This is a genomic window from Pannonibacter phragmitetus DSM 14782 (assembly GCF_000382365.1).
GTDB classification, from domain to species: domain Bacteria; phylum Pseudomonadota; class Alphaproteobacteria; order Rhizobiales; family Stappiaceae; genus Pannonibacter; species Pannonibacter phragmitetus.
The window spans coordinates 236,151-249,106 of the sequence record NZ_KB908218.1 but is presented as its reverse complement, the minus strand read 5'-3'; the positions used below and the strand labels follow the sequence as shown (position 1 = coordinate 249,106).

Below are 12,956 nucleotides of genomic sequence, written 5' to 3'. Positions count from 1 at the left end.
ACGATGAAACCTGCGCCTTCGGACAAACAGCCTGATGCCGCCGCCCCTGCACCGGCCCCGGAGGACCGTGTGCGGGCTAAGGCTTTGCTGGCTGCGGCTGGGGAACGGACAAGTCACGAGCCAGATCAGACCCTTGCGCCAGAAGCAGGACAGCCGGCAGGGGAACAGGCAGAGCAGCAGCCAGAACCCGTGCCGCAGGCTCTGCCGCCGCGCCGCCGGGGCTACAAGCGCAGGCTGGCGCTGAAGGCACTGGGGATTGCAGCAGCGCTCGTGTGTCTGTGGCTGCTCATATCCTTCATCCGCTTCACCGTCGATGTCGTCACCATCGATCAGCCGGAAGACCCGCGCGCCGATGCCATCGTGGTGCTGACCGGCGGCCAGGAGCGGATCGAGACCGCCGTCCAGCTTCTGCAGCAGGGCCGCGCCCAGCGCCTGCTCATCTCCGGCGTCTATCCGGCCACCACCGCACGCCAGCTGCGGCTGCGCACGGAGGCCGAACGGGACCTCTTCAACTGCTGCATCGACCTCGACAAAAAGGCCCTCAACACCATTGGCAATGCTACAGAGGCCGCCATCTGGGCCAAGACGAACGGCTATGCCTCGCTCATGCTCGTCACCAGCGCCTATCACATGCCGCGTGCCGAGATGGAGCTGAACGCAGTCATGCCGGATCTGGTGGTCATTCCCTATCCGGTGTTCGCGGGCGACTTCAATGTGGAGCGATGGTACGCGGAGCCGCGGACCTTACGGCTTCTCCTGAGGGAATTTGTGAAGTATACCCTCGCGCGGCTGCGGGTGAGCACGCTGGGTGTCTCGGCTGCGGGCTGAGGGCCTGAACCCGGCCGCACCGCTCAGTCTGCCCGGCTTCCAGCCCGTTCCTGTCTCCAGTCCGGTTTCCTGATGATCTATCTGCGCTCGCTTCTCTTCCAGATTGCCTTCTATCTGCTGACACTGGTCCAGATGGTGGTCTACAGCCCCTTCGTCTTTCTGGCCCCGCGCCGGATCGCCTGGGTGGTGGTGCCAGTCTGGGCGAAGGTCAATCTGGCGCTGCTGCGCTGGATCGCCGGGCTCAAGGTGGAGTACCGGGGCGTTGAGAACATCCCGCAGGGCGGCTTTCTGGTGGCATCCAAGCATCAGTCCGCCTGGGAAACCTTCGCTCTCATCCCGTTCTTTCCGGACCCGACCTACATTCTGAAGCGCGAGCTGCGCTGGATCCCGATCTTCGGCTGGTACACGGCCAAGATGAAGCAGATCCCCATCAACCGGGGCAAGCGCTCTGCGGCACTCGCCGCCATGATGGCAGCGGCGCGCGAGGCGATTGGCGAAGGCCGCCAGATCCTCATCTTCCCGGAAGGCACGCGCCGTCCGGCCGGTGCCGAACCGTCCTACAAATACGGCATTTCCCATCTCTACCGGGATCTGGCCTGCCCGGTGCTGCCGGTGGCGCTCAATGCAGGGCTTTACTGGCCGCGCAAGGGCTTTCTGATCCATCCGGGCACGGTGGTGGTGGAGTTCCTGCCCGTCATCGAGCCGGGGCTAGAGTCTGCAGTCTTCTTCGAGACCATGACCGGGCAGATCGAAGCTGCTTCAGACCGGCTGATCGAGGAAGCCCGGCAGGCGCAGCGCCCGTCTCCGGTGCTGGCTGGCATTGCGCCGCGCGGGGCCTGATCAGGGGGAAGCCCCGTCTGGCTCAGGACATTTACTTCAGCCGCTGGGCCAGCCAGGAGACGCGGGCATCATGGATGCCCAGCTCTTCCAGATGGCTCGCCGTGTTCAGCACATATTCCGGATTGGCGCCGGACTGGCCCACAGCCCCTTCCACCAGCTCCAGCTGACGCTCCAGCGGCAGCACGCCCGCATATTGCGGGTGCTGCCGGTCAACTAGATAGGTGAGTGCAGTGGCATTGGTGCCATCGGCAAAGCGGACCGGGCGCAGGGCTTCCAGATAGACCATGGTCGCCTGTTCGCGGGCGCGCAGATATTCGATCGTGCCGTCCCGGTCCTGTTCCCGGACGCGGAAGGCCATGCCCCGGCAGGCGCCGCCCCGGTCCAGCCCGAAGACGAGGCCGGGCCGCTCCGGCGTGCCCCTGTGCACCCAGGAATAGACGCAGAGCGAGCGGTGGGCACCGTGCAGCAGCGCCGGACGCTTCTCCTCGAACGGGAAACCGGGCTTCCAGATGAGAGAGCCGTAGCCAAAAACCCACAAATCGCCCATATCGGTCACGATACCTTGTTTCGCCTGAGCCGCGCACTTAGCAATGCGCCGGGCAAGTTTCAATGGCCGTGCAGCAAGTGGACTGCGGCACCAGAGGACAGACATGACCGAAACGACTTCCGCGCCGCGCAAATCCTCCAGCCGCAAGTTCATCTATCTCGCCGGAGCCGTGATGCTTGTGGCCGGCGGATGGAGCGCGGCATGGGTTGCGGCCCGCAGCTTCGTCAACAGCCAGATTGATGCCACCTTGCAGAATGCAGCGGCCATGGGCTTCGAGATTGCCTGCAGCGAGCGCGGCCTTGGCGGTTATCCGTTCCGGTTCGAGCTGACCTGCAAGGACTTTGCCCTGCGCACGCCGGTGGGCCATTTCGTCAGTGTCGCCGAGCTGCGCGCTGTCGCGCTCGCCTATAATCCGCAGCACATGATCATCGAGGCGGACAGCCCGATGGCTTCCTTTGCGCCCGGCGACGGCCCGATCCAGGAAGGCGCCTGGGAGAGCCTGCGTGCCAGCCTGCGCTTCAGCGGCACAAGCCTGCGCCAGCTGGATGCAGTGATCGCGGCACCCCGTTTCTTTGCGTCCGAGAACCCCGATGCAGGTGAAGTGTCTCTGGCGGGCGGCGAATTGCACCTGCGGCCCAACCCGGCACAGCCGGACGATCTGGATCTGGCCGTCAGCTTCAAGGGCCTGAAGGTGGCGGCGGAGGACCAGCCCGGTGACGGCAGCTTCATCGGCCAGATTTCCGGCGGCGCGCCGCTGCTGTCCGGCACCGTGCCGCAGACCCTTTTTGCCAGCACGGACGGGCGTCCGGCTCTGACGGTGACCTCGCTGGAGCTCAACTCCGGAGGCACCCGCCTCAGCACCACCGGTCAGATCCGGCTGGAAACCAACGGCACCCTGTCCGGGGAGCTGCCGCTGACAGCGGTGGAACCCGATGGCATCAAGGCCGTTCTTGCGCCCTTCTTCCCGTCCGATTCCGGCTTCCCCGAAGCGCTGCAGGGTGCAGTCATCAGCTTCGGCAAGGCAACGCAGGTGGATGGAAAGGCTGCGGTGGAAGCAAAGGTGCAGCTCACCAACGGCTCCGCCCGCATCGGCATCCTGCCCTTCGCGCAGATCGACCCGGTGTATTGAGGGGGAAACCTCCGGTCGCTTTGACCGCGTCAGACCCCACCGCATTCGTCATGCCATGGCTCCGCCCATGGCATCCATGCCGATGCCTGTCATCTGGCTTCTGCGCTGACGTGCGGAAAGGGAATGGATGCCATGATCAAGTCATGGCATGACGAAAAAAAGGGAGGGGCAAGCGCGTCTGGGGCTAATCTCCGGCCAAACTTCGGCAACGCTGCCCCGGATCTGGCATGCAACACCCGGGGCGCTTCGCCGCAAGCTGCGTCAGGCCGAAGCCAGCCGGTCAATGGGGATGATGTAGCTCTTGTGGTGATCGGGTTCGGCGATCTGGTCATAGAGCGCCAGTGCCGGGGCGTTCTTGCTCGGCACGATCCAGCGCAGTTGCAGCCAGCCGCGGCTCTGGCCCTCGGTGACAAGAGCCTGGATCATCTTGCGGGCAATACCCTTCTGGCGGAATTCCGGGCGCACGTAGATGTGGTCCATCTGGCCGGAGCGCAGGCCCGTGATCAGTTCCGGCAGATCGAAGAAGACCGCAAAACCGACGAGCTGCCCGTCCACGAAGGCGCCGATCACTTCGGCGGAGCGGTCACCCAGAATGCGTTCGGCATAGAACTGGTCCGGACGGCGCGGGGCGCCGCGCTTGAGGGCCTGGGCATTTTCAGCAATCAGGGGCGCAAGGTGCAGGGCATCGTCGGGGCCAAGAGCCTTGATGTCGAGCTTGGTCAATTCGGTCTCCGCTATGGATCGGATCATCGTTACATGCGCAACATGTCCCGAACCGGCGGGACGATCAAGCACCTGATGAGGCGGCATAACCAGCCCATGGGCGCTTGAGCCTTGCTAAAGCTGTTACAGCTGCACAATGCACGCAGATGAGGCATGCCTGTCCTTGCGCCACCTCAAGGACTATGCATTTCTGTCATGGCCAGACCCGCCGCACCATTTCCTCAGGATGCCATGACCGACCAAGCCGCCCGCTTCCGCGCCACACTCATTGGCCTCACGGCCGTGCTCATGTGGGCCACTCTTGGCGTCTTCGGTGCCGGGTCCGGCGCGGTGCCGCCGTTCCTGCTCAATGCGCTCTGCTTCGGTCTGTCGGGTCTTCTCGCCTGCCTGTGGCTCGCCTTTCGCGGTAAACTGTCCGCCCTGCGCCAGCCGCTGAAGGTCTGGGCCTTCGGCACTGTGGGGCTGTTCGGCTTTCACTTCTTCTATTTCACCGCGATCCGCAACGCGCCACCGGTCGATGCCAATCTCATCAACTACACCTGGCCGCTGCTGATCGTGGTGTTTTCCGCCCTGCTGCCGGGCGAGAAGCTGAAGCTGCATCACGTCCTGGGGACCGTGCTCGGCCTTGGCGGCGCGGCGCTGCTGGTCAGCAAGGGAGAGGGCCTCAGCCTTGATCCCGCCTTTGCCCTTGGTTATGGCGCGGCGGTCGCCTCTTCCCTGTTCTGGTCCACCTATTCGGTGCTCTCCCGCCGCATGGGCGAGGTACCGACGGAAGCTGTGGCCGGCTTCTGCCTGATGACGGCGCTGCTTTCGGCTGTCTGCCATCTGGTGCTGGAAGACACCGTCTGGCCGTCCGGCACGGTGGAATGGGCCAGCGTCGTGGCGCTTGGCCTGCTGCCGGTCGGCCTTGCCTTCTTCACCTGGGATATCGGCGTCAAGCGCGGCGACATTCAGGTTCTGGGGGCGGCCGCCTATTCGGCCCCGCTCCTCTCCACGCTGCTGCTCATCGCCTTCGGCTTCGGCACCTTCACCTGGATCGTCGGCGCAGCCTGCATTCTGATCACCATCGGCGCGGTCATCGCGGCAAAGGACATGATCTTCAAACGCGCTGCAGGCTGAGGAACCGGGCTGAACAACCGGGGTGCAAATCCACCACCCCCCGGCACCCGTCAATAGCTGCGCAGCAGCCGCTCCAGATAGTCGAGTTCCAGCCTCGGCCGGGCCGGGTCGGAGAAGCGGCGGCGCAGTTCTTCCAGGATCCGGCGCGCGCGCTGCACGTCGATCTCGTCCGGCACCTTCACCTGACTGCCAAGATCCGGCCCCTGATTGCGGCGCGGACGGCCAAGCGGGTCCGTATCCATAGGCGAACGCTGGCTCATGCCCTGCCCTTCGCCCATGCCCATCATCTGCTCGCCCAGCTGCTGGGCGCCGCGGCGCAATGCATCGAGGGCATCGCCCTGCTGGCCGACCGCCTGATCGCCCTGCCCCTGCCCGAGAGACCGCTGGGCCTGTCCCATGGCGTCGCCCGCCTCGCCCAGCCCCTCGTTCTGCGACAGGCCGTTGCGCTCCATCTGCTCCATCAGCTGCTGCAGCTGCTGGGCCAGATCGCCCTGGCCCTGCTGCAGCTGATCGAGCAGGTTGCGCAGCTGCTCTTCGGTCATCTGCTGGCCCTGCCCGCCATTCTGGCCGCCCTGCTGATCCCCTTCGCCCTGCTGCTGCTCGCCGTTCTGACCGTTCTGGCCCTGCTGCGGTTGCTGCTGGTTGAAGCGGTGGGTCTGGTCCATCAGCTCCTGCTGGCGCTGGATCATCTGGCCAAGCTGATTCAGCATCTCCATCATTTCGTTGGTGAGGCCATCAGGCGCCATCTGCGGGCGGCCCGTCTGCAGGTTCTCCATCATCCGCTGCATCTGCGCCAGAAGGTCGCGGGCTGCATCGCGCGAGCCGCTGCGTGCCAGCTCCTCGATCCGGTTCAGCATCTCATCGAGATCGCGCGTGCTCAGGCTCTGCTGATTGGGATTAAACGGCTGCATGGCCTGCGGGTTCTGGCGCAGCTGTTCGGTCAGCGCCTGCATGTATTCCTGCAAGGCCTGCCGCAGCTCCTGCGTCAGACGGGCAATCTCTTCGTCGGATGCCCCCTCTTCCAGCGCCTTGCGCAAAGCCTCCTGCGCGTCGCGCAGGGCCCGCTCGGCCATGGAGAGGTCGCCATCTTCGATGGACAGCGCCAGATCCCAAAGAAGCGGCAGCAGCTCCTTCAGCTGCTCGTCGCTGCGGGCGGCCACCAGATTGCGGTAGGCGAAGGCAAGGCCCAGATGCACGCGCGGCTCAACGTCAAAGGCCTCGGGCGCCAGCAGCAGCGCATCGAAAGCATCGATCACCCGCAGCTGGGAGTTGGCATCCAGCGCCAGATCCCGGCGCTGCTCCACCACGGCCTTGGCCAGCGGCTTGGAAAAGCGGCGCTGCGGCAAGGTGAAGACCATCGGTTCCGACGTGCCCGTCTGCCCCGCCTCATCGCGGGCAATCAGGGTCAGCAGAACCTCGGAACCCGCCCAGGGATGAGACGTCAGATCGCGGATCGTTTCGCCGGGCTTGGCCGAGCCGGGGGCCTGCGGCGGAACGGAAAGGGGAAACTGCGGCGCCTCGACCAGCGGGCGCGGTTCTTCATTGCTATCGGACGCTTTCGGCGCGGGCTCGATCTGTGCCTCTGCGCCGGTCACCCGGTAGTCGTCCTGCGCCAGATAGCTGAGCTTCAGCGCACCGCTGAGCTGGGCTTCCGGATCATCCAGCAGGCGGATGGTGGGGGGCAGATCCGGCTGAACGTCAAACGGCCAGGCGGCAATGACGGCGCCGCCCTGCTGCAGCGCATAGGAACCGCTTTCGGAAAGCGTCAGGCGCTGCTCTTCAACACCGGTGCTCTGCGCAGCCCCGGCCTCTTCCTCCTGCGCCGGAGTGGCCGGCTCGCCATCCTTGTAAATGGCAAGGCCGGACGTGCCCTGCGCCCGCAGGGTCAGCACGCTGCCGGCCGGAACCTTCAGCGGCACGGAAGGATCGCGCAGGGCAGCGCTCTCCCCGGTCAGATAGATGGGCGCGCGGGCCGTGTAGAGCGGCGGCGTCACCCAAGCGTCGATGCGGCTTGCAACCTCCTGCAAGTCCAAAGGCGAGGTAAAGGCCGAGCCAAGCCGGTTCAGTCTCGTGCCGTCCTGTGTGACCGCAAATCCGGTCACCAGCAGCATCAGGGCAACCACGCGCAGCGCATAGGGATCACGGCGGAAGGCTTCCGGGTGAGCAAGGCCGGACCGCATGGAACGCAGCGCTTCGGCCATGCGGCGCTTGTGCATCTCCCACAGGGCCAGCGTTTCCGGGCTGGCACTGCCGGGCGGCAGGTCATCCTCGATGGCCGTCAGGGGCCGGTGGGAATGGCCGCTGACCAGCTCCACCCGGTGCAGAGCCTCCTGCCGGCGGGGCCAGCGCAAGCCGGGAAGCGGGCGCAGCGACCAGAGAAACGCCCCCGCCAGCGCAGCCACCAGCACAAGCCGCAGCCAGACCGGCACGACAAGCCAGGTCCCGACCAGCGAGAGACCGGCAAACAGGGCAAGAATGATGAAGGGCAGATAGAGTGCAGGCCAGAGCCGTTCCCAGAACAGCGCAACGCGGCTGCGCCAGACCACGGCCTTGAGCCGCTTGTCCACCGCCGCCCGCGTCAGATCCTGCGGAAGAGACAGCCTGTCACTGTCCGTCACGGCAATCTCCTGCCCGGATGGAAAAGCACGCTCAACTGGGCCCTGTTCCGCCAAACCGTATCTCTCCGCGTTCAGCCCTCAACCCCGCAATGACCTAGAGTGGGGCAAAGCGGGCCCGGCGGCAACCCGCCCCGGTGATCAAGGGCGATCAAATCCGCCGTGATCGTCCTGCCCGCGTCAAAGCCAGTCCGGCATCCTGTCCAGTCCCAGCAGGTCCTCATAGGACGCGCGCGGACGGATCACGGCATATTGCGAGCCATTCACAAGCACTTCGGGCACAAGAAGGCGGGTATTGTAGCTGGAGGATTGTGTCGCGCCGTAGGCACCGGCGGTATAAACCGCCAGCAGGTCCCCGGCCTTCACCTCCGGCAGATCACGGCCAAGAGCGAGATAGTCGCCCGTTTCGCAGACCGGACCCACCACATCGGCAATGATTCGCCCGCTGTCAGCGGCCGGTTCCACCACCGGTCCAACCTCGTGCCAGGCATCATACAGCGTCGGCCGGATCAGATCGTTCATGGCCGCATCAACGATGACGAAGGACTTGTCCTCGCCCTTCTTCACATAGATGACGCGGGTGACCAGAATGCCGGCATTGCCCGCAATCAGGCGGCCGGGCTCGAAGATCACCTGACAGTCCAGCCGCTCCACATGTTTGCGCACGACAGCAGCATAGTCGTCCGGGTGCGGCGGCGGGGTGTTATCAAACACATAGGGCACACCCAGGCCGCCACCAAGATCGACGTGATCAATCTCATGCCCGTCGGAGCGTAGCTGCGCCACAAGCTCGCCAAGCCTTGAGAAAGCTGCATCGAAAGGCTCCAGCTCGGTGATCTGCGAGCCGATATGCATGTCGATGCCGCTGACCTTGATGCCCGGCAGGCGCGCGGCCACCGCATAGGCCTCGCGGGCGCGCTTCCAGGGAATGCCGAACTTGTTCTCCGACTTGCCGGTGGAGATCTTGGCATGGGTGCGGGCGTCCACATCCGGATTGATGCGCAACGACACCCGCGCCGTCTTGCCCAGCGCTTGCGCCACACGCGAGAGCTGGATCAGCTCCGGCTCGGATTCCACGTTGAAGCAGAAGATGCCCTGCTCAAGGCCAAAGGCATGCTCGGCTTCGGTCTTGCCGACGCCGGAGAACATGATGCGCTCCGGCGGCGTGCCTGCGGCCAGCGCCCGGCGGGCTTCGCCTTCCGAAACCACATCCATGCCTGCGCCAAGCCGGGCCAGCGTGCGCAGCACAGCGAGATTGGAATTGGCCTTCACCGCGAAGCAGACCAGGGACGGAATGCCTTGCAGCGCCTGCGCAAACACACGGTAGTGGCGCTCCAGCGTTGCCGCCGAATAGCAATAGAACGGCGTGCCTACCGCTTCCGCCATGGCCGCGAGGCTGACGTCCTCCGCATGGAGAACGCCGTTTTTCATCTCGAAATGATGCATGGCAAATCCCGGAACACCGCAGGCAGCACGCCCTCACGGCAGAAGCATCAGGCTGTCGATCGAGCTTGCAGATCAGGCCAGCTGAGCGGCGGCCAGATGCGGCATGACCTCGACAGCGGCCGCAGGACGCGGCTTTTCAAGGGAGCCGCGGCGGCCACAGGCCGAAACGGCCAGACCAAGGCAGAGAATGCAGGTGGCAGCAGTCAGAAAGCGCCGGTTCTTCAGCATGTCGGACCTCGTTGCATGAAACGTCTCAGGTGCGATGTCGTCGCACGCCTTCCCGCGCGCGGCAAGCCCCGCGCCGGATGCAAGTGCGGGCGCCCAGACCGCAAGCGACAGGCGCCCGCACTGGTTCCTCAGCCCTTGGCCAGCTGCTTCAGCCAGCGGCGGGCCTGCTTGCGCACATTGGCCGGAGCCGTGCCGCCGTAGCTGGTGCGGCTCTTCACCGACTTGTCGACGGTCAGCACGGAATAGATCTCGCGGGTGATGCGCGGCTCGATTTCCTGCATCACGGCCAGCGGCACCTTTTCAAGCTCAACGCTTTCGGCAACCGCATAGCCGACGATCTTGCCGGTGACGTGGTGGGCATCGCGGAAAGGCATGCCAAGCACGCGCACCAGCCAGTCGGCCAGATCCGTTGCGGTGGAATAGCCGGAGCCTGCGGCCTTCTTCAGGCGCTTCACCTGCGGCTCCATGTCCCGCACCATGCCGGTCATGGCGGCAAGTGCCAGCGACAGGGACGGCAGGGCGTCGAAAGCCTGCTCCTTGTCTTCCTGCATGTCCTTGGAATAGGCGAGCGGCAGGCCCTTCATCATCACCAGCAGCGCCATCATGCCGCCGTAGATCCGGCCCGTCTTGGCGCGCACCAGTTCGGCTGCATCCGGGTTCTTTTTCTGCGGCATGATCGAGGAGCCGGTCGAGAACTTGTCCGACAGCTTGATGAAGCCGAACTGGGCCGAACACCACAGCACGATTTCCTCGGCAAAGCGCGACAGGTGCATCGAGCAGATGGAGGCAGCAGAAAGCGCCTCGATGACGAAGTCGCGGTCGGACACGCCGTCGAGCGAATTGGCCATCGGCCGGTCGAAGCCAAGCGCCTTCGCGGTTGCTTCGCGGTCGATCGGGAAGGACGTGCCGGCGAGCGCGGCAGAGCCCAGCGGGGATTCGTTCATGCGCTTGCGCGCATCGGCAAAGCGGCTGCGGTCGCGGGCAAACATCTCCACATAGGCCATCATGTGGTGGCCGAAAGTGACCGGCTGAGCCGACTGGAGATGGGTGAAGCCCGGCATCACGTCGGCGGCATGGGTCTCGGCCTTTTCGGCCAGCGCCACCAGCAGCTCGGCCAGCTGGCCATCGAGCGTATCCAGCGTATCGCGCACCCACAGGCGGAAATCGGTCGCCACCTGGTCATTGCGCGAGCGGGCGGTGTGCAGGCGTCCGGCCGGCGCACCGATCAGCTCGGCAAGGCGCGCCTCGATGTTCATGTGAATGTCTTCAAGGGCGCGGGAGAAGGTGAATTTGCCCGTCTCGATCTCTGACAGGATCGTGTCGAGACCGTGAACGATCTTTTCGGCATCCTCGCCCGCGACAATCTGCTGCGCGGCCAGCATGCGGACATGGGCCTTGGAACCCTCTATATCCTGCCTGTATAGCTTCTGATCGAAGCCGATGGACGCGTTGATCTCTTCCATGATCGCGTCCGGGCCTTCGGCGAAACGGCCGCCCCACATGCGGTTGCTCATATGACTGCCTCTTGATAGACGCCCCGGAGAGGTGCCCTTGCCAGGTGAAGAAGACATGAAGCCGACAAGACAGACCCGCTCCGGTTACAGGCGCCCGCTGGTTGCGGTCGCTGCGGCCGGTCTGCTTTCAGCCATTGCGGCGGTATACGTGATTGGCAGCCCCGGTGGCAACACAAGCGCAGGGAAAAGCTGCCAGGCCTCGATGGCGGCAGCCTCTGCGGCCAAGCCCTTTGCCAAGGGCGATGTGGCCGCCTTCCTGCCCGCCCAGAAGCCTCTTGATCTGCGCGATCTGAAGTTCAAGGGGCCGAACGGGGAGGACGTGAGCATCGCACAGTTCACCGGCAAGACGGTCCTGCTGAACCTCTGGGCCACCTGGTGCGCCCCCTGCCGCAAGGAAATGCCCGCGCTGGACCGGCTGGCTCAGGCGCGCAATGGCGATGACTTCGCGGTGGTCACGGTGAACCTCGACCGGGGCGGGCCGGAAAAACCCAAGGCCTTCCTTGACGAAATCGGCGTTGCTTCGCTGACCTACTACTCGGATGCGTCGAACGCCGTGTTCCAGGACCTGCGCAGCAAGGCCCGCGCCACCGGCCTGCCGACAACGATCCTTGCCGGACCCGACGGCTGCGAGATCGGCACCATGTATGGCCCGGCCGAATGGGACCATGAGGACGCGCTGCAGCTGATTGATGCGGCACGGGCAAAGGCACCGGGCAAGACGGCAGGTTAGGCGGGCGGCGGATGGTTGCGGAAACAACCCCGCCCTTCATCACCGCCAGCCCCGCAAAAAACACAGCCCTGCAAAAAACAAAGCCCCGCCGGAGCGGGGCCATGGTTCTGCTGGTGAAGCCGTCCACCGTCAGGCGGTGATGTCCACCGCATTGCCGAGACCAGGAATCTTGCGGCTTTCGCGCTGTTCTTCCTGGCGGGACGTCTCCTGCACGGTCTCGCGGCGCTCTTCCGTCTGGCGTTCCGAGGCCTGACGCTCAACCCGGGCAGTATCCTGCGCAGCCCTGGCGGAATAGTCAGGACGCACGCCCGACGCAGCGAGATCAGCCGATGCAGTTCCGGAAATTGCAACCATAACTCAAGCCCTTTCCAGTTGATGCCTGCGCCAGCCGGAGCCCGGAGAATGCCGGGATCAGACCGTCACATCGATGCGTTTTCCCATACCGGTAACGGCACGGCGCGCGATGCGATCGGCATCTTCACTCAATTGCTCTGCGCGGTTCGCCTTACTGTTCGCTTCGCGGTTCACCGCTTCGGCCAGCATGGCGCTGCGCCTTGCGTTGAATTCCTCGAACCGTTCAGTGCGGCGTTCCGAGAGGTTTTGCTCCTCTCTCAGCGCAGAGGCTGGAACACCGCGGTAGCTTTCGATCTCCGCCATGTGCACCTCCATCGTGAGCATCTGCCGGCGAACGGCAAGATTGCTGGAATGCCACGGAGGATAAGATAGGCCACAGACCCAAAGCAAACATTACAACGAATCAGGCAAATTATCTAAAATTTTATTAAAAAGTCTAATTACGCTAGGTTAGTATAGAAATAACCCAATAAAATCAGAGGGGCACAAATAAGGCCTTAACTATTGATTAACCATAAAATCAAAGAGGCCAAATATTACGGAATCACTACCCTGATTCCCGCCAGTTGATTTTATCAGAGGAAAACTTGGTAAACGGCCAAAAAGCTCCAGCCCGGACGGGCTTTGGCCAGGGCGGGAGGGCTTGAGCGGGACGTTTCTGGAGGTGGTCAGACGGTAACGTCGACAAGCCCGCCGGTACCTGCGGCAAGCGGCGAAGATCCGGAACCGGAGGAAGCCGCCTGATCCAGCATGGCCACAATGGACTGATCCGGCTGCATGGACATCTTCAGCATCTTGGCCTGAAGCTGCTGCTGGGTCTGGGCCTGTGTTGCCCCGACAAGCGCGGCTGCGATGGATGCGCTGCTCATGGATCTACCTTTCC

Annotated in this window: 14 protein-coding genes; 5 read left to right on the top strand and 9 right to left on the bottom strand. The window is 64.3% G+C overall.

What is annotated here, in order from left to right:
* Positions 1–189 precede the first annotated feature (189 nt).
* Positions 190–828 carry a YdcF family protein gene (locus H163_RS0109625; protein ID WP_019964366.1) on the top strand — a complete coding sequence of 213 codons (639 nt, stop codon included), beginning with the start codon at positions 190–192 and terminating at the stop codon, positions 826–828.
* A 69-nt stretch (positions 829–897) separates the two neighbouring features.
* Positions 898–1,668: a lysophospholipid acyltransferase family protein gene (locus H163_RS0109620; RefSeq protein ID WP_425298544.1), complete on the top strand. Its 771-nt coding sequence runs from the start codon at positions 898–900 to the stop codon at positions 1,666–1,668.
* A 31-nt stretch (positions 1,669–1,699) separates the two neighbouring features.
* Here H163_RS0109620 and H163_RS0109615 read toward each other — a convergent pair whose 3' ends face one another.
* Positions 1,700–2,215: a gamma-glutamylcyclotransferase gene (locus tag H163_RS0109615; protein WP_019964364.1), complete on the bottom strand. Its 516-nt coding sequence runs from the start codon at positions 2,213–2,215 to the stop codon at positions 1,700–1,702.
* A 103-nt stretch (positions 2,216–2,318) separates the two neighbouring features.
* On the opposite strand from H163_RS0109615, the gene H163_RS0109610 reads away from it, so the two are divergent.
* Positions 2,319–3,344 carry a DUF2125 domain-containing protein gene (locus tag H163_RS0109610; protein ID WP_019964363.1) on the top strand — a complete coding sequence of 342 codons (1,026 nt, stop codon included), beginning with the start codon at positions 2,319–2,321 and terminating at the stop codon, positions 3,342–3,344.
* A gap of 261 nt (positions 3,345–3,605) precedes the next feature.
* Here H163_RS0109610 and H163_RS0109605 read toward each other — a convergent pair whose 3' ends face one another.
* Positions 3,606–4,094, bottom strand: coding sequence for a GNAT family N-acetyltransferase (locus H163_RS0109605; protein ID WP_019964362.1), 489 nt, complete (start codon positions 4,092–4,094; stop codon positions 3,606–3,608).
* Between the two features lie 204 nt (positions 4,095–4,298).
* On the opposite strand from H163_RS0109605, the gene yddG reads away from it, so the two are divergent.
* On the top strand, positions 4,299–5,186 hold the full coding sequence (yddG, locus tag H163_RS0109600; RefSeq protein WP_019964361.1) for an aromatic amino acid exporter YddG: 888 nt from the start codon (positions 4,299–4,301) through the stop codon (positions 5,184–5,186).
* Positions 5,187–5,236: 50 nt separating this feature from the next.
* Here the strand turns inward: yddG and H163_RS0109595 are convergent, their stop codons facing one another.
* The 4 genes from H163_RS0109595 to argH form a co-directional block, all read right to left on the bottom strand.
* Positions 5,237–7,804 carry a TIGR02302 family protein gene (locus tag H163_RS0109595; protein ID WP_051105354.1) on the bottom strand — a complete coding sequence of 856 codons (2,568 nt, stop codon included), beginning with the start codon at positions 7,802–7,804 and terminating at the stop codon, positions 5,237–5,239.
* A 177-nt stretch (positions 7,805–7,981) separates the two neighbouring features.
* Entirely contained in the window at positions 7,982–9,247 is a 1,266-nt protein-coding gene (lysA, locus tag H163_RS0109590; RefSeq protein WP_019964359.1) for a diaminopimelate decarboxylase, read from the bottom strand.
* A gap of 72 nt (positions 9,248–9,319) precedes the next feature.
* Positions 9,320–9,475 (bottom strand): hypothetical protein, encoded by a 156-nt coding sequence (locus H163_RS24365; RefSeq protein WP_019964358.1) that lies wholly within the window; start codon positions 9,473–9,475, stop codon positions 9,320–9,322.
* A gap of 128 nt (positions 9,476–9,603) precedes the next feature.
* The gene (argH, locus tag H163_RS0109580) at positions 9,604–10,989 is read right to left on the bottom strand and encodes an argininosuccinate lyase (protein WP_019964357.1); all 1,386 of its coding nucleotides are present in this window, start codon (positions 10,987–10,989) and stop codon (positions 9,604–9,606) included.
* A gap of 55 nt (positions 10,990–11,044) precedes the next feature.
* On the opposite strand from argH, the gene tlpA reads away from it, so the two are divergent.
* Entirely contained in the window at positions 11,045–11,719 is a 675-nt protein-coding gene (tlpA, locus tag H163_RS0109575) for a thiol:disulfide interchange protein TlpA (RefSeq protein WP_019964356.1), read from the top strand.
* 129 nt (positions 11,720–11,848) lie between these two features.
* Here tlpA and H163_RS0109565 read toward each other — a convergent pair whose 3' ends face one another.
* The 3 genes from H163_RS0109565 to H163_RS0109555 all read right to left on the bottom strand — a co-directional run bounded on the left by H163_RS0109565 (position 11,849) and on the right by H163_RS0109555 (position 12,942).
* Positions 11,849–12,073, bottom strand: a complete 225-nt coding sequence (locus H163_RS0109565; protein WP_019964355.1) for a hypothetical protein — start codon at positions 12,071–12,073, stop codon at positions 11,849–11,851.
* 57 nt (positions 12,074–12,130) lie between these two features.
* Positions 12,131–12,376: a hypothetical protein gene (locus tag H163_RS0109560; RefSeq protein WP_147290465.1), complete on the bottom strand. Its 246-nt coding sequence runs from the start codon at positions 12,374–12,376 to the stop codon at positions 12,131–12,133.
* 365 nt (positions 12,377–12,741) lie between these two features.
* A complete protein-coding gene (locus H163_RS0109555) occupies positions 12,742–12,942 on the bottom strand; it encodes a hypothetical protein (protein WP_019964353.1) in 201 nt (66 codons plus the stop codon).
* Positions 12,943–12,956 lie beyond the last annotated feature (14 nt).